Source organism: uncultured Paraglaciecola sp., assembly GCF_963977085.1.
GTDB lineage: Bacteria > Pseudomonadota > Gammaproteobacteria > Enterobacterales > Alteromonadaceae > Paraglaciecola.
Genome location: NZ_CAXBNC010000041.1, coordinates 1 through 19,105, shown reverse-complemented (window position 1 = coordinate 19,105; position 19,105 = coordinate 1). Strand labels below are relative to the sequence as shown.

Annotated in this window: 16 protein-coding genes and 1 rRNA gene; all 17 read left to right on the top strand. The window is 40.0% G+C overall.

The window, feature by feature from the left end; all coding sequences use genetic code 11:
- Positions 1-93 precede the first annotated feature (93 nt).
- The 17 genes from rrf (at position 94) to AAC000_RS23145 (ending at position 18,889) form a co-directional block, all read left to right on the top strand.
- Positions 94-209, top strand: a 5S ribosomal RNA gene (gene rrf, locus AAC000_RS23225).
- Between the two features lie 871 nt (positions 210-1,080).
- On the top strand, positions 1,081-1,764 hold the full coding sequence (locus AAC000_RS23220; RefSeq protein WP_339726317.1) for a hypothetical protein: 684 nt from the start codon (positions 1,081-1,083) through the stop codon (positions 1,762-1,764).
- 172 nt (positions 1,765-1,936) lie between these two features.
- Positions 1,937-3,124, top strand: coding sequence for a polysaccharide biosynthesis protein (locus tag AAC000_RS23215; protein WP_339726315.1), 1,188 nt, complete (start codon positions 1,937-1,939; stop codon positions 3,122-3,124).
- Positions 3,125-3,126: 2 nt separating this feature from the next.
- Positions 3,127-4,227 (top strand): glycosyltransferase, encoded by a 1,101-nt coding sequence (locus AAC000_RS23210; protein WP_339726313.1) that lies wholly within the window; start codon positions 3,127-3,129, stop codon positions 4,225-4,227.
- Complete coding sequence (gene wzy / locus AAC000_RS23205) at positions 4,208-5,593, top strand: O-antigen polysaccharide polymerase Wzy (protein ID WP_339726311.1); 1,386 nt, start codon at positions 4,208-4,210, stop codon at positions 5,591-5,593. Before AAC000_RS23210 ends, wzy begins: the two co-directional genes overlap by 20 nt.
- A gap of 12 nt (positions 5,594-5,605) precedes the next feature.
- Positions 5,606-6,775, top strand: a complete 1,170-nt coding sequence (locus tag AAC000_RS23200) for a glycosyltransferase (protein ID WP_339726310.1) — start codon at positions 5,606-5,608, stop codon at positions 6,773-6,775.
- Complete coding sequence (locus tag AAC000_RS23195; protein ID WP_339726309.1) at positions 6,775-7,929, top strand: glycosyltransferase; 1,155 nt, start codon at positions 6,775-6,777, stop codon at positions 7,927-7,929. The genes AAC000_RS23200 and AAC000_RS23195 overlap by 1 nt, the downstream gene beginning before the upstream one ends.
- Entirely contained in the window at positions 7,922-8,527 is a 606-nt protein-coding gene (locus tag AAC000_RS23190) for a sugar transferase (protein ID WP_339726308.1), read from the top strand. The genes AAC000_RS23195 and AAC000_RS23190 overlap by 8 nt, the downstream gene beginning before the upstream one ends.
- Before the next feature lies 1 nt (position 8,528).
- On the top strand, positions 8,529-9,152 hold the full coding sequence (locus AAC000_RS23185; RefSeq protein WP_339726307.1) for an acetyltransferase: 624 nt from the start codon (positions 8,529-8,531) through the stop codon (positions 9,150-9,152).
- 39 nt (positions 9,153-9,191) lie between these two features.
- Entirely contained in the window at positions 9,192-10,379 is a 1,188-nt protein-coding gene (locus tag AAC000_RS23180) for a DegT/DnrJ/EryC1/StrS aminotransferase family protein (RefSeq protein ID WP_339726305.1), read from the top strand.
- Positions 10,379-12,226, top strand: coding sequence for a nucleoside-diphosphate sugar epimerase/dehydratase (locus AAC000_RS23175; RefSeq protein ID WP_339726303.1), 1,848 nt, complete (start codon positions 10,379-10,381; stop codon positions 12,224-12,226). The genes AAC000_RS23180 and AAC000_RS23175 overlap by 1 nt, the downstream gene beginning before the upstream one ends.
- Positions 12,227-12,312: 86 nt before the next feature.
- Complete coding sequence (locus tag AAC000_RS23170; protein WP_339726302.1) at positions 12,313-13,521, top strand: hypothetical protein; 1,209 nt, start codon at positions 12,313-12,315, stop codon at positions 13,519-13,521.
- Entirely contained in the window at positions 13,503-14,021 is a 519-nt protein-coding gene (locus AAC000_RS23165) for a polysaccharide biosynthesis/export family protein (RefSeq protein WP_339726300.1), read from the top strand. Before AAC000_RS23170 ends, AAC000_RS23165 begins: the two co-directional genes overlap by 19 nt.
- 2 nt (positions 14,022-14,023) lie before the next feature.
- Positions 14,024-16,135, top strand: coding sequence for a polysaccharide biosynthesis tyrosine autokinase (locus AAC000_RS23160; protein ID WP_339726299.1), 2,112 nt, complete (start codon positions 14,024-14,026; stop codon positions 16,133-16,135).
- Positions 16,136-16,216: 81 nt separating this feature from the next.
- Complete coding sequence (gene murB / locus AAC000_RS23155; protein WP_339726297.1) at positions 16,217-17,215, top strand: UDP-N-acetylmuramate dehydrogenase; 999 nt, start codon at positions 16,217-16,219, stop codon at positions 17,213-17,215.
- The gene (gene birA, locus AAC000_RS23150) at positions 17,212-18,186 is read left to right on the top strand and encodes a bifunctional biotin--[acetyl-CoA-carboxylase] ligase/biotin operon repressor BirA (protein WP_339726295.1); all 975 of its coding nucleotides are present in this window, start codon (positions 17,212-17,214) and stop codon (positions 18,184-18,186) included. The genes murB and birA overlap by 4 nt, the downstream gene beginning before the upstream one ends.
- A complete protein-coding gene (locus AAC000_RS23145) occupies positions 18,170-18,889 on the top strand; it encodes a type III pantothenate kinase (protein ID WP_339726293.1) in 720 nt (239 codons plus the stop codon). Before birA ends, AAC000_RS23145 begins: the two co-directional genes overlap by 17 nt.
- The last annotated feature ends 216 nt before the right edge of the window (positions 18,890-19,105 follow it).

Here is a 19,105-nt window from a genome sequence, read left to right as displayed (position 1 = left end):
ACAAGACAACATCATAAAATAGAGTAAGACTAAGCAATTCTTAGCCTCGATTACTGGTCACGAGACCTCAGCTTTACATATTGACATTTTTTGTCTGACGGCCATAGCGATACGGTCCCACCTGATCCCATTCCGAACTCAGAAGTGAAACGTATTAGCGGCGATGGTAGTTTGGGGTTTCCCCATGCGAGAGTAGCACACCGTCAGACTCCCATTCAGAAGAAAGGCCACCTGCATAAGGTGGCCTTTTTTTGTGTCTGAAATTTGTTGAGTATGTCTATTTATTTGGCTTGGAAGCAGGTGACCTTTCATCTGAACAAGTGTGACATGCTACCCCGCGGTCAACTCGCTGGTAGGCCAGCCCCGCACACCGCTGGAAGGCCAGCCCCGCAGCCACCCATTCTAAGAAAGGGCTAACCGAAAGGTTGGCCCTTTTTTTATGCGTTTTTTAACTTGAGTCTAATGTCACAAGTGAGGTTATATTTAGTTTTTATCTGGCGACAATAGCGATGTGGGACATCCCATGTGGCCCCACCTGACTGGAAGTCCAGCCCCGCATTCGATGCCCGGCCCATTCCGAACTCAGACCAGTAACTGGAAAGATAAAACACATCGGATGCCGCGCATTAGCGGCGACCGGTGACCGGCACAGGGATAGTTTGGGGTTCCGGTGACCGGCACAGCCCCATGCGAGAGTAGCACGGGGACGCCCGGTTAGGGTGCCCCGCACATTGCTGGAAGGCCAGCCCCGTATTCGATACCCGGCAGACTCCCATTCTAAGAAAGGACTATCCGTAAGGGTGGCTCTTATTTTATGTTTGAAATTTAGTGAGTGTGTCAATCCATTTGCCTTGGAAGCTGGTTACGCCCGATCCTCAGATAAGGTTGGTCATTAAGTATTAAAATATTACTGTTTTAGCCAATAAACATGCAAAGCAATCCACTAAGGTGTAACATAGTTTCATGAACTAATGTATTGATATGCATGAAGTTTTTATATTCGAACTAATACTAAAGGATAATAGGTATTGTTCTAAAGTGTATATATACTTTTCTAAATTTATTTATAAGGTCATCCGAGTGTTAAACAAAGGTTTTGTGTTGCTTTTCTTTTTGCTGTTTTTTTCAAATCGCCTTTATGCAGAACTTATACAGTGGGATGCGTTTGCTGTTGGAGATGAGTTAGCCGTTAAAGATGAGTCGACTGGTTTAGTTTGGTTAGATTTTGAGCTAACAGCAGGTGTTCACTATGATGATGCCGCGGCACTTTTTACGGGGTGGGAATATGCAAGTTACAGCGATGTGGTGTCTCTTTTAGAAGGTACCTTTTTTGATCTAAATATTTCGGGTGACTTGGGACTGACTAATTTATTTGAACAAAGGTGTGCAAATACGACTAGTTGTTATCGCTCTGCTGTAAATTGGCAAGAGCTTTTTGGTGCAACTGAAGGTGTTAGGGATTACCAAACACATTCATTCGGCCTGTATTTAGATGAACTTGGTATCCTAAGAATGGGAGGCACATATTTAAACGGTACTGGCAGTGCAAACCGGTATGGTGTTGATTTTAATGTTAACTACTCATCAGGTTATGATGAAAAATATGCTGACAATCAATTTTATAACTACAGTACATTCTTAATAAAGAGCGATTCTTTGCCAAAAGTTTACCTACAAATACCGGTTAGCGAGCCCAGTAATAACTATCTTTTTGCCTTAGTGCTTTGTTGTGCAATGTGGATTAAACGAAGACCTGTTTATTAAATAAAGGATAAGGTAATTTAGGAGACAGGTTCCTGATGTATTTTAGTCGAATAATCAATGTTATAGTGTGAATATAATACAGCTCAAATGAACTAATGTGGCCGGGTCTTTAGCCAAAAATTCCTTACTAACACTAATAGCCAATGTTTTGCTAGCCAGTAGCAATTGGTTATTGTTAATTATAATTGCTAAGCAGTTTACTGAAGATTCCTTGGGATCATTTGTGTTGGCTCTTTCTATTTGCTCCCCAGCTTTTTTGTTTGCTAGCTTTAAAATTAGAACGTTATTGGTCGTGGATTTAAACTGGCGTTTTACGTTAGCCGAATATGCAACAGCGCGAGTACTAGCAAATTGCTTTATTACTATTGCCATATTGGGGTTAGTTTTAATCAATGTGGTAACGCTTTCTCATATGACCGTCATTGTGGTACTTGCCTACAAATGGTGTGATTCATGGTCAGAGTTCTGTCAGAGCTACATGCGAAGAGTCCACAGATTTGAATTGTCCAGTGGTATGTTAGCCTCTCGTTCGATTGTTACTGTTTTACTGGTAATTTCAGGTGTATTAATCTTTAACTCTTTTACTTGGATTTTGTTGCTATGGCTTTTAGCGGCGATATGTTTTGCTGTTTTAGATACGATACTCTTAAGGCGCTTAGCCTTGTCTTATGAAATAAGCGCTTTTTCAGTGCGAAGTATAATGAAGTTACAGTCGATTAGAAGAGCGTTTTTCCTATATAGAGAATATCTTACCGTTGCCGCTGCTTTGGCAATTAGTTCATTGTTTGTACATTTACCGAATATATTGATTGGGCATCAATTGGATATTGCTTCTGCGGGTATATTTGCGACTATCAGTTATTTTCTGGTGGCGGGAGGGATTCTAGTGAACAGTGTCTCACAGGCAAGTACGCCAAGACTAGCGTCATTTTTACGAGAAGGTAAGTATGATGCGTTCATCAAATTAGTACAAAAAATGTGTATGCTCGGCATATTTATTGGTGGAAGTGGGCTGTTGGTTGCCATTTTTGCTGGCGAGTATTTTTTAGAATTATTCTATACACCTGAAATTGCTCAATACAGTGATACGCTGAATTGGGTAATGGCAGCCGCAGCGGTTAGATATGTTTATATATTTCTAGGCACATCGTTAGCAGCAGTTCAACAATTTCATATTCAAACTAAGATATACGGCGTGGGATTATTGACAATGTTATGCAGTGGTTATTTGTTAATAAGTGCAAATGGTCTGATTGGTGCTGCTCAGGCGATGCTGGCTGCTACATTGATTGAATTTACTTTATTCATCTGGGTGATAAAACCCAGCTTGCGCTCCGCATTTATTCAGGTTAAAGCATAGTTATGAGCGTAAGAGTATTGCATATATTCGGGGCTATGAATCGTGGTGGTGCTGAGATGCGCACAGTTAGTTTGATGTCTGAAATGAACAAACAAAATGTGCAATTTAATTACTGTGTTTTAAGTGGCGAAGAGGGGGTGCTGGACGAGGAAATTAGACTTTTAGGTGGAGAAGTTTTTTACTGTAAGTTAGGTCCAGCATTTGTGTTTAGGTTTATGAGACTGTTAATCAAACACAATTTCTCTGTGGTGCATTCTCATGTTGCTTATGTAAGTGGCTTCATTTTGCTATTGGCAAAATTATGCGGTGTAAAAAAACGCATTGGCCATTTTAGAAATACGACAGCTGGTAGTTCAAGGTCTTTTATTCGATTGACTAGAGACAAATTTCTTAAATTTCTGATTGATTTCAGTGCGACTAATATTTTGGCTGTCTGTGATGGTGCTATGGTTGGCTTTTGGGGCGATGATTGGCGAAAAGAAAAACGCTGTAAAGTTATTTATAACGGTTTTGAGCTTAAGGAAAGACAAATAGAATCTGGATTCTGGTCGAATTATATTACTAGTTATCAAAACCAAAAAATAGTTATTAACGTTGCTCGTATGGATGTTCAGAAGAACCATATTCGGCAATGCGATATTTTCAACGAGCTACACAAGCTAGACCCAAATACACTAATGGTGTTTATTGGCAAAGAAAACCATCAACGAAAATCTTTTATGCTGGCAAAAATTAGCGAATACCGACTGCAAGACAAAGTGCTATTTTTAGGATTGCAAAGTGATGTTTTACGTTTTCTAACTCATGCTGATGCCATGTTATTCCCATCTGAATGGGAGGGCTTGCCTGGTGTTGTGTTAGAGGCCGCGAGTGTGGGATTGCCAGTTGTCGCCTCAGACTTACCTGGAGTTAAGGAAATTGCAGAGCAGTTACCCTTTATTTCTAGATTGCAATTACAAGATAGTAATGCCAATTGGGCCGCTAAACTTAATAGTGTGCTTAAACAAGATATCGAACCTCATAAAATGATTGAAGCCTTCAAAGGAAGTGACTTCTTAATCGACAGTAATGTCAAACAGCTCCATGCAATTTACACACAATAAAACCCTAGTACAAAAAATTTTCGGAATCTGGGTAATTGCGCTTGTCGGAGTCTGGATTTTTGCCGCCTATTTTAACGTTTTTGAAGCACCAAGAGAGTTGCTTGAGGGGATCACAGCACTAAATTGGATAATACTATCAGTTATTTTATATGTGACCTTACCAAAAGGAATGTGGTCAATTTGTTTTATTTTCTTTTCTGTTGTGGGGGTTTTTCATATTGGATTAGTATTGGCAAACGCGGTGAATGGGATCACTGACGAAGATACTTTATATCAAATTAGTCGGTGGTTTTATAACCTTGAAACTGAAAATGCTATTCATGTAGTCAATCTAGCAATGATTGGTTTCGCGCTCAGTGCTATTTTATTTTCTAAAAAAGCCAATGATCACAATAGTTCAAATGGGCAATCCCAAGTTGCCTATCGTAAGCGCCTTTTTCATACAGGTGGTATTTTACTTGGAGTGTTTGTAGCCATATTTTTTGCGTTGACTATCGCGACTGGGGCAATTAGTTCGTATGGTGCTTACCTTGCCGTTATGAACAGTAATCCATTGATAGCTATGATCTTTTCTTATCTCTATTTTTTTATTGGGGTGGCATTTGTATTTATTTGTGTGTCATACAGTAAAGGTTTTGGGTATCTCTATTTTGGCCTTTTTGCCATCTGGGCATTATTTGCATTCAAGATTGGTTTGCGCGGAGAAGTTATGTTTCCAAGTGCAGTGGCAGGCTGTATGTTGGGAAGAAAAGGCGCCCCAATTAAGGGGTATATATTAGCAATCGGAATTATAGTATTTCTTATAATAACGGGAATCGTCAAAAATGCACGAGTATCTGGCGACTATTCAGGGGATGTAGGGATAAACCCACTTAATGCAATTGCGGAAATGGGATCTAGCCTAAGAGCGGTTCAAGAAACGATTAAATGGCGAAAAAATGACAATTTTGAGCTGTTGTTAGGCGCCAGTTATTGGGCGCCTTTTGAGAGACAGTTTGCATTATTTATTCCTCAACTCGAGCGCGTTAATGTTGAAGACGACGGTCGTCTACTCAATATTGTGGTGCAGAAAAAAGCCGGTCCAATAGGTTTTTCAGCCATAGCTGAGGCCTATATAAATTTTGGGGAAAAAGGGGTGATAATGGTCTTTTTTCTGCTTGGATGGGCTATGGCTAAGCTCGATTCATCGACCTCAAGTATTCGCAATGATATTCTAATCGGGGTTGCGTTGTTACCTATTTTTGTGACGATACGAAACAGTTTCATTCACGTACCTGTACAAATAATATTGGGGTTGATTTTAGCAAGTCTGTTAATGTACATCGGCTATAAAAAAGAAGAACGCTTTGCAGATAAAAAAGTGTAAAAGAGCAGGTATATGCAAGTAGATGTAGTAATTGAGCAGCGCTTTTATCGTTGCCAGCAAAACAAGCTTTGGACAGACAATGCCTTTCCCTATATTTTTTGGACAAGATATTTAGATGTGTTTAGCTGCGTGAATATTGTTGCTAGAGTATCGGATGTGGTAAATCCTAAGTCTGACTGGAAAAGAGTGGATGGGGAAAAGGTAAATTATGTACCTTTACCTTCGTATATTGGCCCAGTAGGTTTTGTTAAAAGTATACCTAAACTCATTAGAATTTTACGTAGGCGAAAACAAGTTGAGCGTAAGGTTATATTTAGAGTACCAGGTATTTTGTCATCGTTTTATAGCTATTTTTCCTTAGTTTCGGGCCAGAGTTACGGAGCTGAAGTGGTCGGCGATCCTGCTGATGTATTTGCCGTTGGCGCCAGTAAAAGTATGTTTCGGCCATTTTTCAAATGGCTTTTTGTCAAAATGTTAAAAAAACAATGTCAGGGAGCGGTGTCTCTGTCATACGTAACTGAGTTTAGCCTGCAGCAACGTTACCCTCCAAGTCCTTCTTCGTTTGATACCCATTATTCGTCTATCCAGTTAGAGGAGGCTGATTTTAAAGCTAGGTCAGAGTATTTGTGTAAGCTCCCCATTAAAATTGTGTGTATTGGTAATTTAACTCAGCCCTACAAAGGGTGTGATTTTATGTTAGAAACGTTAGCCCAACTTAAGTTACGACAGATTGATTGCCATGTGTCTTGGATTGGTGGAGGTTATCTACAAGAAGATATGCAAATGCTTGCTAAAGAGCTAGGGGTAGAAAGTAACATTGAGTTTGTAGGTAATTTGGCCAGCCGACAATTAATCCGAGAGCAACTTGATCAGGCGGATTTATTTGTTTTGACCTCCCGTCAAGAAGGTTTACCAAGAGTACTTATAGAGGCAATGGCGCGGTCCTTAGTTTGTATCGCTACAAATGTAGGTGGGGTCAAAGAATTAATTTCTGAGTCCTTAATTGTAGAGCGCGATAACCAGAGCCAACTAGTTGAAGTCATTGAACGAGCTAGAGTGCTTTCTGAGCAGCAGCTATTAGATATTGGCGCGGTTAATTACAGCAAGGCACAAGAATATAAAGAGTCTGCTCTAGCTAAGCGTCGAATAGCAATGTATCAACATTTAGTTGAGGCGAAGTAATGAAGACGCTCCACCTTTTAAAAACTGCAGTGGGAGCCAGTTGGGCCCTGCGTCAGACGTCTGAGTTAGTTAAACTAGGAATTGAAGTACACCTAGTGCTACCAGATGGCCCTATGGTTGAGAAATACCGTCATGCTGGTGTTAAGGTGCATATCTTTGACCCCAGTATCAACATTCGACGGCCATTTGCTAACATTCAACAAATAAAACGCCTTAGAGAAATAGTGGAAAGTGTGCGTCCGGATATTATTCATAGCCACTTTGTGGCTACCACATTATTAATGCGTATCGCACTTCGAAAAAGCCAGATCCCGCGAATTTTTCATGTCCCAGGGCCATTGCATCTCGAACATTTTATATTTAGAAAAATTGAACTCCTGCTAGCGAATGGGCAAGATTATTGGTTAGCGTCTTGTCTTTGGACCCAAAAAAAATACATTGAGTGTGGTGTGCCGGCAGAAAACGTTGGCCTAGCTTACTATGGCGTTAACGCCGATGACTTTTTGTTTAACACCGCACCTAGCGAAGGATTAAAAGATAAACTTGGTTTATCAAAAGAGAGCTTTTTAGTGGGCATGGTGGCTTATTTTTATGCTCCGAAGAAATACTTAGGTCAAAGCCGAGGATTAAAAGGGCACGAAGACTTAATCGACGCTATGGCCATAGTCAATAAACACTATCCCAAAGTGAAATGTGTTTTTGTGGGGGGGCCTTGGGGAAATACCCATAGTTATTTTAATCGAGTGAAAGCCTACGCTAAACTTAAAACCGCAGATAATTGTGTGTTTCTTGGCCAAAGAAATGATGTCCCACAGCTCTATCCTCAGTTTGATTTAGCGGTTCACCCCTCTCATTCAGAAAATGTAGGTGGGGCTGTCGAGTCCATGTATGCCCAAGTGGCGACATTAACCACTGATGTAGGTGGTTTTCCAGATTTAGTTATCGATGGAGAAACAGGTTACATGGTACCAGCAAGATCTCCAGAAAAGCTGGCTGCGAAAATTATAGATGCTATCGAAGACCCATTAAAAAAAGAGATGATGATTGCAAAAGGTCTGCATAAGGTGACTCAGGTAATGAATGTTCAGCATAATGCTCAGCAAGTGTATGATTTTTATAATCAAGTTTTAGAGCAGGCGAATAAAAATGCTTAAGCGGTTATTAGATATTGTGATGTCTGTAATAGCACTCGTGGTTTTTAGCCCTTTCTTATTGATCCTTGCGTTTTTAGTGCGGATAAAACTGGGTGCTCCAATTTTATATAGTCAGGCAAGACCGGGTATGAATAACCGGATTTTTACTATGTTGAAATTTCGTTCAATGACAGATGACAAGGACGATCAAGGGAACCTATTACCTGACGCTGAGCGGTTACCTGCTTTTGGTCGATTACTGCGGTCATCTAGTCTCGACGAATTACCGGGATTATTAAATGTATTGAGGGGAGATATGAGTATTGTGGGCCCTCGTCCATTATTAGTTGAATATCTCAGTTTGTATAATGATCAGCAAATTCGTCGTCACGAAATGCGCCCAGGTATTACTGGTTGGGCCCAAGTGAACGGCAGAAATGCGTTGTCCTGGGAGCAAAAATTTAAATATGATCTGTGGTATGTGGATAATCAATCAATTTGGCTAGATCTAAAGATTATCTGTATGACTGTGATTAAAGTATTTCGGCGTGACGGTATTAACCAAGATGGCCAAGCGACGGTGGATAAATTCACTGGTACAACTTCAGGAGAGCAATAGTTTGAAAAGACAATTGGTTATTCTTGGAGCCGGAGGTCATGGACAAGTTGCAGCTGACTGTGCCGAGACGATGGATATTTTTAGTCGTATCGTATTTTTAGATGACGCCTACCCAGATAAAACACAGGCAGGTTGTTGGCCTATTGTGGGGAAAAATGAGAGTGTTATTAATTTTGACGAGCAAACTACCTGTTTCTTTGTGGCTATTGGTGATAATTCTATTCGACAGAAGGTTTTAGAAGATCTAGTCCAAGAAAATTTGCAAATTATATCCCTTATACACCCATCGGCTGTTATTAGTACCTATGCAAATATTGAAAAAGGGGTATTGGTATGTGCAAACGCAACCATCAATCATAAAGCGGTTGTGGGTATTGGCAGCATTATCAATACCGCGGCAAGTGTTGATCATGATTGTATGATAGGCAATTATGTTCATATCTCTGTTGGCGTTCGACTGGCAGGGGCCATAAAGGTTGATGACAGAAGTTTTCTTGGTATCAATAGTTGTGTTATTCAGGGAGTTAACATAGGAACGGATTGTATCTTAGGTGCGGGTGCAACACTTATTAGAGATCTTCCATCAAATACAACAGCAGTAGGCACACCTGCGAAGGTAATATAATAATAAAATTAATAAATTTACTTTGAGAGGTTTACCTATATGTTAAATGGCCCATTTTCACCTTGGCCAGATTTCGACGCCGAAGAAAAACAAGCGGTGTTAGAAGTGTTAGATTCTAATAAGGTCAATTATTGGACTGGCCAAAAAGGCCGAGAGTTTGAAAAACAGTTTGCGGCGTACTTTGATACCAAATATGCGGTAGCTGTGGCAAATGGCACTGTGGCGTTGGATTTGGCTTGGCAGGCATTAGCGTTACCAAAAGGAAGTGAGGTCATAGTCACATCCCGGACTTTTATTGCTTCAATATCTTCTATTGTATTAGCTGGCTTAACGCCTGTTTTTGCGGACATTGATCTGGATACGCAAAATATCACCGCTGCAACAATCAAACCTCTTATCAATGCTAAAACTTCCGCCATTTTATGTGTGCACCTTGCTGGTTGGCCATGTGAGATGGACGATATTGTTACTTTAGCCAAAAAACATGATTTATTTGTAGTGGAAGATTGTGCTCAGGCCCATGGCGCCAAATACAAAGGTAAACATGTAGGAGGATTAGGCGATATTGCTGCTTGGTCGTTTTGTCAGGATAAAATCATGACTACCGCTGGTGAAGGGGGCATGGTTACTACAAACAATAAACTGTTATGGGAAAAAGTATGGTCTTTTAAGGACCACGGTAAGTCATGGGCTGCGATTTATGAAAAACAGCATCCTCCTGGTTTTAGATGGTTGCATGAATCTTTTGGCACCAATTGGCGGATGATGGAAATACAGTCTGCGGTGGGTCTTAAACAACTCGAAAAAATGCCAGCTTGGACTGAGCAACGTAGTCAATACTCACAACAAATATTGGCTACTGCTCGAGGTTTTTCTGCACTGCGTGTACCTGAAGTGCCAGAGCATATCGAGCATGCGTTTTACAAATGTTATGTTTTTGTTGAGCCCGATAAATTGAACGCTGGTTGGGACAGAGATAGAATAATTGCTGAGCTTGTAAAGCTAGAAGTGCCTTGCTTCTCTGGTTCTTGTTCTGAGGTGTATAACGAAAAAGCATTTGAGAGCACAGACTATCGTCCTAAAAAGCCGTTGTGCAATGCCATTGAGCTTGGCACAACGTCATTGATGTTCTTGGTGCACCCAACATTAAAGCAAGCTGAAATTGATAAGTGCTGTATGGCGCTTTCACAAGTAATGAACCTTGCATCCAATGAGGTTATTCAGTAATGCAGTTCAACCAATTGTTTGAACTCAGCTCAAAGAATAAACTCGTCATAGCAGTATTGTGGGATGTCATGGCGTTGTTAGCTGCCACTATCATTGCATTTTGGATAAGGCTTGGCATCGCCAGTTGGAATTTTTCCAATGTTGATGCTGTGGTCATCATATTGAACGTCGCTTTTGCATTGATGTTGTTATCAATGTTTGGACACTATCGACAGATGATCCGCTACATTGGGCGGATCGCAATCCTAAAGGCACTGTTAGTCTTAGTGATTTCAGCCTTGTTTCTACTCGCATCGAAATTTGTCTTTGAGGTGATGATCCCTGTATCCGTTCCTATTATTTATTGGTCACTAGCGTCAATTTTGGTGATCGCGCCTCGATTTTTAATTCAAGCATCAGCCCAGTCTCAGAATTTCAAAATGCGCGAAAAATGTTTGATCTTTGGCGCAGCGGAAGCAGGCCGTTCGTTAGTTCAAACCTTAAAAATAGGCAATGATTTGCAGCCTATTGCTTTTATCGATGATAAAAAACAGTATCACAATAAACAAATTTTAGGTTTGCCTGTTGGGCGTCGTGAAGATATTCCTTTTTACGTCAAGCGGTTTGGTGTCACTAAGATGTTATTGGCAGTTCATAATACTTCAGCTGATCGTCGTAAAGAGTTGATTGTGGAACTGGAGCCTTACGCTATTGAGTTATTGAGTATCCCAAATATCCAAGATTTGTTGTCTGGGAAAAGTAAGATTGATGAACTCCGTGAAATTCGCATTGAAGAGTTATTAGGTAGGGAGCCTGTTCCCCCTATTACTCGATTGTTAGATATCAATATTCGTGGCAAAAATGTCATGGTCACGGGTGCCGGTGGATCCATCGGCAGTGAATTATGTCGGCAAATTGTTAAATCTGGCCCTACTAAATTAGTACTTTTTGAATTGTCAGAATTTAACTTATACCAAATTGAAAATGAATTAAAACAGCACAATCTTGATATTCCTATGGTGCCTGTTCTCTCAAGTATTCAAGATACTGAAGTGTTGAGAAGTGTGATAGAAAAACACAAAATTCAAACTATTTATCATGCTGCTGCCTATAAACACGTGCCTATGGTGGAATCAAATCCATTAGCAGGTATTCGTAATAATGTTTTTGGCACCTCGAATGTTGCACTCGTGGCTGCAGAATATGACGTGGAAAAATTTGTTTTAATCTCTACTGATAAAGCGGTGAGACCCACCAATATCATGGGGGCGACAAAACGTTTCGCCGAGCTGTATATTCAAGGCATTGCGGAATTGGGACCCAGTACCGAATATTCAATTGTACGTTTTGGTAATGTGTTAGGTTCGTCTGGCTCAGTGGTGCCATTATTTACCAAGCAGATTAAAGCGGGTGGCCCGATTACAGTGACTCATCCAGATATCACCCGTTTTTTTATGACAATCCCCGAAGCAGCACAATTAGTAATACAGGCAGGGGCTATGGGAAGTAAAGGGGAGGTGTTTGTATTGGATATGGGGGAGTCGGTGAAAATTGTGGATTTGGCGAGTAAAATGGCACATCTTATGGGGCACAGTCTAAAGACATCTGAAACACCTAATGGTGACATTGAGTTAAAATTTTCAGGATTGCGACCCGGTGAAAAGTTATATGAAGAGTTACTCATTGATGATGCTGATACTACAACTGAACACCCAAGGATCATGGGGGCTGACGAAACCAAATTGCCCTTTGAAGATGTAATTTTATTGTTTGATGAGTTGAATAGACTATTACTCGAACACAATGCTGTCGGCGCAAAGGCCCTTCTTTGTAAAGCACCTCTAGCTTATACCCCTGCTACACATTAAACGAACTCTTATGTATTTATAAATGAGGTCGATATTTATAATTCGCAGCGTGTCTTTTAAATTGTAGTTAATTAATAGTGACCCGAATGAAAATAGCGTTTTTTGTCTTTGTTATATATGGTTTTATGTCGCTGTTTTCATCGGTTGTCGCAGCCGTCAATGAAAATACTATTAACTTTGACCCCGAAAAAATAGTACTGAATAGCTCGATTGGCTATTTTGATAATTATCACCCACGTCTTAGTAATGGTATAAGTGCAGCGGCTATATCTGTTGGCATAAATGGCCAATTGCTTTCAATTCACGAGAGTGCTTGGTTGCAGGCAACTTACTCCGCAGCTCATACTCAATTTAACCTAGATGAAAATGAATTAGCGCTAGAGGATAAGTTTAATCAATACAATATAGGATTGTTAAGTCGCTTTTTTGTGGGCAATAAATGGTATCTTGACCTTCAAGGAATACATCTTAACGAAGAGTATTTATTGGGCAGTAATATCGCCAAATTTCGCCCCGCAACCATGATTGGAGATAGTGTTACTAGAAATGAAATAGCGGCTTCAGTTGTTTACGGCGGCAGTAAAAAGCACTCGGATAATCGTGATATTAGTCGATTTCTAAAATTCGCTTTCTCTCATTTAGATCAAGATTACGAAGATAATAACCCTTATTCCAATTTATTTGACCTGACACGAGATATCGCAGAGATAGGACTTAATTTCAAACTGTCTGAGATTACTCAGTTTGAAACAAGTTTTCAATTTGAAAAAGTGGATTTTGTGGATGAGTTACAACTAGATAGTGATGTCTATAGACTTCTTTTAGGGTTCGAGTGGCAAGGTACAGGACAAACGCATTTGAAATTATTAGTGGGTGGGTACAAACGAGTTTATCAATCAACGTCCGACAGGCAAGGATTTCTCGTGGAGTTAGATGCTGAATATACGCCTTTAGACTATTTAACTATTGTACTAAAAGGCTCGCAAACCACAACTACAGGGGAAATTGAAGGAGCGCTTGATACCCTAACCAAAAGTGCCAGTTTTGCGATTAGTTATCATTATAAAGAACATATTAGGTTGATTGTTGATGCACATATGAATAGAGCCCAATTTGAACAAATTGCAGAGCAGCAAACCAGTGACGATAGTGCGCTAGGTATTGGCAGCGAATTATTAGTTAATGATCGGTCTACAGTTAGTCTTAAATTGCAAAGGGAGTCGTTGGAGTATGAGTTGCTGGACTTAGATTATGTACAAAATAAGGTGGAATTAAGTTGCCGTTACGCGTTCTAGTCATCATTTTTTTAAGTTTATATACATCGCAAATACAGGCTGTGGAAGAGCAATTTGTTATTGGTGTCGGTGATCGGATAATGGTGACAGTTTATAACGAACCAGATCTAACCTTACGCGCTAGGATAGACAAATCTGGGATGGTGAACTTTCCTTTGTTGGGACCATTATCCGTTTCAAATAAAACCCCAAAACAACTTGCCAATGAGTTAGAGCAAAAACTGTTAGATGGCTATATGGTGACCCCCTTGGTTTCTGTCTTAATAGAAGAGTATCGACCATTTTACGTTAATGGAGAAGTGCGATCGCCAGGAGGATACCCATTCTCGTTAGAATTGACTGTAGATCAAGCCATTGCAATTGCTGGTGGACTTAAAGATCGAGCGTCTAGCTCAGGTTGGTACATTATTCGAGGAGAAGACAAGACTAGACTTGAGGTTCAAAAAGACACAAAAATACTGCCTGGTGACATCATAACGATCAAAGCGAGTTTATTTTAACTATGTACAAGTCTAGTACTGACTCTGGTGGTTTTGATCTAACCGATCTTCTCGGATTTCTGTGGCAGAAAAAAGTACGTATTATTATGACAATTTTAATATTAACGGCTTTGGGGACAAGTTATGTAAAAAAGCAGCCCAAAATATATTCTGCCAGCAGTACGTTATTATTTTCACAAGAATCTGACACTTTTTCTATTAGCAGTAATTTCAGTGCATTATCCAGTAGTGGTAACAACAAAATAGACACCTATATTGAGTTAATACGCTCAAGACAATTCGCCTTACAAATCGTTGAAAACCTAGAATTACAAACAAGAGAAGAATTTAAGAAAATAGCCTTGGATGGAACTAGGGTTATAGATGTTCAAAATGCGATCAGTAAGCTGCTAAAACATCTTCAATTATCCAAGGTATCTAATACTGATATGCTCAAAGTAACCTACGAGTCTACTTTGGCCTATACCGCTGCAGAAGTTGTTAACGCTGTAGGGCCAACTTTCTTTGAATATCAAACACAAGCCCAAAAGAAGAAATCTGATGAAACATCACAGTGGTTGGATGGACAACTGCTTACTTTGAGTAGCGAGCTAGAGAGCGCACAATCAGAGCTAGAGCAATTTATGCAAGCAAACGGTCTGATTGACTTAAAGAGTCAAGTAGAACTCGCTAAAGCTGAGATCTCAAAGTTAATCGAACATAGATTATCTGCCGAAAAAATGATGTCTAATGCAGCGGCCAGTATGTCTCAAATTGATGCCGCGAATGGAGAAACAGAGGTGCTATTGCAAGTTCCGGTTATTTGGGGTGATGTATTAATACGCACCTTAAGTGCTGATCTGTTCAAAAAGCAACTTGAGCTGCAAGAGTTATCAAAACGTTACAAATATAAACACCATAAGTTTATTGCTGCAAAAGTGGCAGTAGATGCCCTTGAAGATAATCTTGAACAGACACTCAAAAAAGTGATTGTTAGCTTCAAACAAGAAAATGAGGCTATTAAACAACGTTATTTGGAAGTGGACAAGCAGTTAGCAGACGCAAAAAGTAAACATGCGGAATTGGGAGCTCACGAGTTTAAGTTGGCATCTTTGATACGTAAAACCCAAGCCACTCAGAAGCTTTATGACGTGTTTTTATCTCGTTTGCAGGAAACTGAAATATTACAAGATCTAGGTGCTGGAAATGATTTTGCTGTTGTGGACTTCGCACAGATCCCAAATAACCACATTAAACCCAGAGTATTTTTAGGGGCGACCTTTTCTCTTATTTTATCGAGCATTTTTAGTGTAGGTTTTTGGCTGATTATTCATTTAGTTGCCGATAAAAAATCTCGGTTTATTTCTTTGTTACGAAATCATGATATCGCGCTTTTGGGAGAGTTACCCAAACCTGCAAAAATTAAACATGGGCAGGATAAAGCATCAGCAAAAAACAAGACGCCATCAAAGGCTCAGCTCATATATTCTGAATGTGTTAGAGCATTGCGTTCGGATCTTATGGTTCGCTCTGACGACACCCCAATTAGAACGTTAGTGTTAGCCAGTGTGCAGCCTGGTAAAAGGCGTTCAAAATTGGCGATTGAATTGGCCAAGTCTTTTGCAAGTTTAGAAAAATCGATTATTGTAGATGCCGACTTACGCCAGCCTCAAATTGGAATTGAATATGGCCTAGAGCAACTGACCCCTGGCTTAACCAATTTTATTAGCCGTAGAAGCTCGTTTAGCGACTCTAACTTTCGGGAAAAAGGGAGTCAGCTGTCGGTCATGCCTAGCGGCTCCATTCCTAGTGATCCCTTAGTGTATTTAACCAAACCACGTTTTGGTGAATTTATCAAAAGGCTAGGGGTTTTGTTTGAGCGAGTCGTAATCGAGACGCCACCTGTTAACGCCTTTGGTGACGCGTTAGTCGTATCCAAAGTAGTGGATGGGGTGGTTTTGTTATGTGATCTGGAAGTGACCGAGAGTGCAGATTTACTAGAAGCCATTCAACGCTTACAGGATTCTGGTGCGCCTTTATTAGGCGTTGTCTTCGAAAATGCTAAAAATACTAAAAGTAAGATCCCAATCCGTAGTAGTCATAGAAATCTAGTGAAAGCAGTGATTAACAATTAACTTGGTGTTCTAGTTAGGGTATTTTCTGGTATTCGCTCTGATCTTGATTAAAATAGTGACAAATTCATTTAGGCATTTTGTGTGTATTCTTTAGCTCCCCATCATACTTTCGGTTTTCCCTCGTTCGCTCATGCATTCTTAGCAGTCAACTTACCCGTCGACTTGCACGTTCAATTAAGGGATTTAAATAACACACCCTATTACTTTTTAGGTGAAGGGAGTAATACCGTATTTTTAGAAGATTATCAGGGTACGGTAATTAAACCAGCTTTTATGGGCATTGACCTTAAACATAATAAAACTCACTATCTGCTGAAAGTAGGTGCTGGTGAGAATTGGCATAAGTTAGTGTTGTGGTGTATGCAGCAGCAAATTTATGGCTTGGAGAATTTAGCATTGATTCCAGGCTCAGTGGGCGCTGCGCCGATTCAAAATATTGGTGCTTATGGCGTTGAGATTGAGCAATTTATTGATCAAGTTGACTATTATGATCTACAGGAAAAAAGTCACAAAAGTTTAAATGCTGAAGCGTGTGAATTTGGCTACCGTGATAGTGTCTTTAAACAACGCTTGTCAGGCCAAGTGGTGATTACCAGTGTGACTTTGGCAATTCCTAAGTGTTGGAAGGGAGTGACTCATTACGGTGAATTGAAACAATTAGCGGCACCTAGTGCCATGGATATATTTAATAAAGTGGTAGACGTGCGTCAAAGTAAACTGCCAGATCCTGTTAAAATTGGTAACGCAGGCAGTTTTTTCAAAAACCCAATAGTGAACAAAGCGCTTTTTGAACAGTTGCAACACACTTGGCCATCTATTCCTAGTTATCCCGTGGATACCGATAAGGTAAAAGTACCAGCAGCTTGGCTGATTGATCAGTTGGGGTTTAAAGGTAAAAAAATAGGAGGTATTGGTTGCCATCCTAATCACGCTTTGGTTTTAACCAACGACGGTTCTGGTACGGGTGAACAATTACTGCAGCTTGCTAGAGGGATTAAAGAGGCTGTTTTAAAGACGTTTTCTATTGAGCTAGAAAATGAAGTCAGACTAATAGGTAAAAATGGGCCAGTTGTTTTATGAGTAAATCTTCAGAATTAATACGCGGTAATTTGCTCTCTATTTTAGCGGACAATACATTTCATTCAGGTGAAACACTAGGAGCAAGATTAGGAATAAGCCGCGCTGCAATTTCTAATCATATCAAAGTACTCAGCTCTTTAGGGTTAGATATCTTTAGTGTTACTGGCAAAGGTTATAGCTTAGCTCAGCCATTAACGTTATTGGAAACGCATAAAATTAGAGAACAACTTGCCTCCACTCACACTGCTGATATTGAGGTATTGAATGTCATTGGCTCTACAAATCAATATTTAAAAGATAAATCCATAGACATCAACAATGGACATACTTGTTTAGCAGAGGCTCAAACCGCGGGCAGAGGTCGTCATGGACGTAAATGGGTTTCGCCCTATGCCGCCAGCCTTTACTTGTCAATGCATTGGTCATTTGCTGGTGGATATTCTGTATTGGGCGGACTGAGTTTGGCCGTAGGCGTGGCAATTGTTGAAGCGCTAAATCAATGTGGTGTGCAAGGCCTACAATTAAAATGGCCGAATGACATCTATGCCCAAGGTAAAAAATTGGCAGGTGTATTAATTGAGGTTGAAGGACAAATTGGAAGCGAATGCCAAGCGATAATAGGCATTGGTCTTAACGTTGCACTGCCAAAAAACATTCAAGAAATAGGTCAGCCTTGGATAGATCTTTCTCATCTAAGTGACCCTTTAATTGACAGGAATATATTGGCAGGGACCTTAATAAGTGAATTAACAAACACTCTATCTTTGTTTGAAAGCAGTGGACTTGAACCCTTTATTAATAAATGGCGAGAATTAGATATCTATGCAAATCAAGCTATTAAGTTAGTTATTGGACAAAACACTGTCTCAGGAATCGGCAGAGGCATAGATACCAGTGGTGCCATTCTGTTGGAAACCCAACAAGGTATTAAGGCATACCATGGAGGTGAAATAAGTGTCAGAGCCATTTAAAGCATTATTAGTTGATATTGGTAACACCCAAATTAAATATGCTCTGGTGAATGCAGCATCGGATTTATCTGAAGTGAAACGTTGTCTACATATAAAGGATCTCGTCCCATGCTTGAGTTCAGTTAATCAAGTGGTGGTATCTTCAGTAGGGCATACCAGTCTCGTAGATGAATTAGAGATTGGGTGCCAACGTTCCTCCGTAGCTTTTAAGAAAATTAATACTGAAGCAAGCACTTTAGGTATTCAGTGCGCCTATCAAAAATTTCAAACTTTGGGGGTGGATAGATGGCTAGCAATTCTGGCTGCACGAGAAATCACGCAACTACCAGTGGCAGTAGTGGATTTAGGTACAGCGAATACTTGTGACATAGTAGTGAATAATAAGCATCTCGGTGGATGGATCAGTCCAGGTTTTTCGATAATGCGTGAAAGTTTATTAAAAAACACCCAACAAGTTTTTGCTGATGCGAACATGCCTAAGGTATTAGGCATAGGTGAGACAACCGAAGACTGTGTCAGTTTTGGTTGCTTAGCGTCGCAAAGCGGATTTGTGATGATGGCTGAACAATATTTAAGCAATCAATACGATGACTATTTTGTGTTAGTCACAGGTGGTGGACAAAAATCACTCAATTTGGAGGAAAATAAGAAAATATTATTTTTTCCCAATTTAGTTCTAAGAGGACTTTTTCGCTTAATTTAGATTTTGAGGTAAATAATAGGCGGTGAATTTATGCTCGCAATGCATGAAAAGCGTTCATTCAGTCGTAAATTTATACAAACAGTATAAAAAAAACAATTTTTTATAAATTCCCTCTTGCACGACCCCAATCATTACTCTAATATGCGCTCCCACTTGATGCAGTGCCGACTTAGCTCAGTTGGTAGAGCAACTGACTTGTAATCAGTAGGTCACCAG

Excerpts from the sequence above, each read along its gene's own strand:
- AAC000_RS23210 (WP_339726313.1), top strand. The coding sequence starts at position 3,127 with ATGAGCGTAAGAGTATTGCATATATTCGGGGCTATGAATCGTGGTGGT.
- wzy (WP_339726311.1), top strand. The coding sequence starts at position 4,208 with ATGCAATTTACACACAATAAAACCCTAGTACAAAAAATTTTCGGAATC.
- AAC000_RS23200 (WP_339726310.1), top strand. The coding sequence starts at position 5,606 with ATGCAAGTAGATGTAGTAATTGAGCAGCGCTTTTATCGTTGCCAGCAA.
- AAC000_RS23195 (WP_339726309.1), top strand. The coding sequence starts at position 6,775 with ATGAAGACGCTCCACCTTTTAAAAACTGCAGTGGGAGCCAGTTGGGCC.
- AAC000_RS23190 (WP_339726308.1), top strand. The coding sequence starts at position 7,922 with ATGCTTAAGCGGTTATTAGATATTGTGATGTCTGTAATAGCACTCGTG.
- AAC000_RS23180 (WP_339726305.1), top strand. The coding sequence starts at position 9,192 with ATGTTAAATGGCCCATTTTCACCTTGGCCAGATTTCGACGCCGAAGAA.
- AAC000_RS23175 (WP_339726303.1), top strand. The coding sequence starts at position 10,379 with ATGCAGTTCAACCAATTGTTTGAACTCAGCTCAAAGAATAAACTCGTC.
- AAC000_RS23170 (WP_339726302.1), top strand. The coding sequence starts at position 12,313 with ATGAAAATAGCGTTTTTTGTCTTTGTTATATATGGTTTTATGTCGCTG.
- AAC000_RS23160 (WP_339726299.1), top strand. The coding sequence starts at position 14,024 with ATGTACAAGTCTAGTACTGACTCTGGTGGTTTTGATCTAACCGATCTT.
- birA (WP_339726295.1), top strand. The coding sequence starts at position 17,212 with ATGAGTAAATCTTCAGAATTAATACGCGGTAATTTGCTCTCTATTTTA.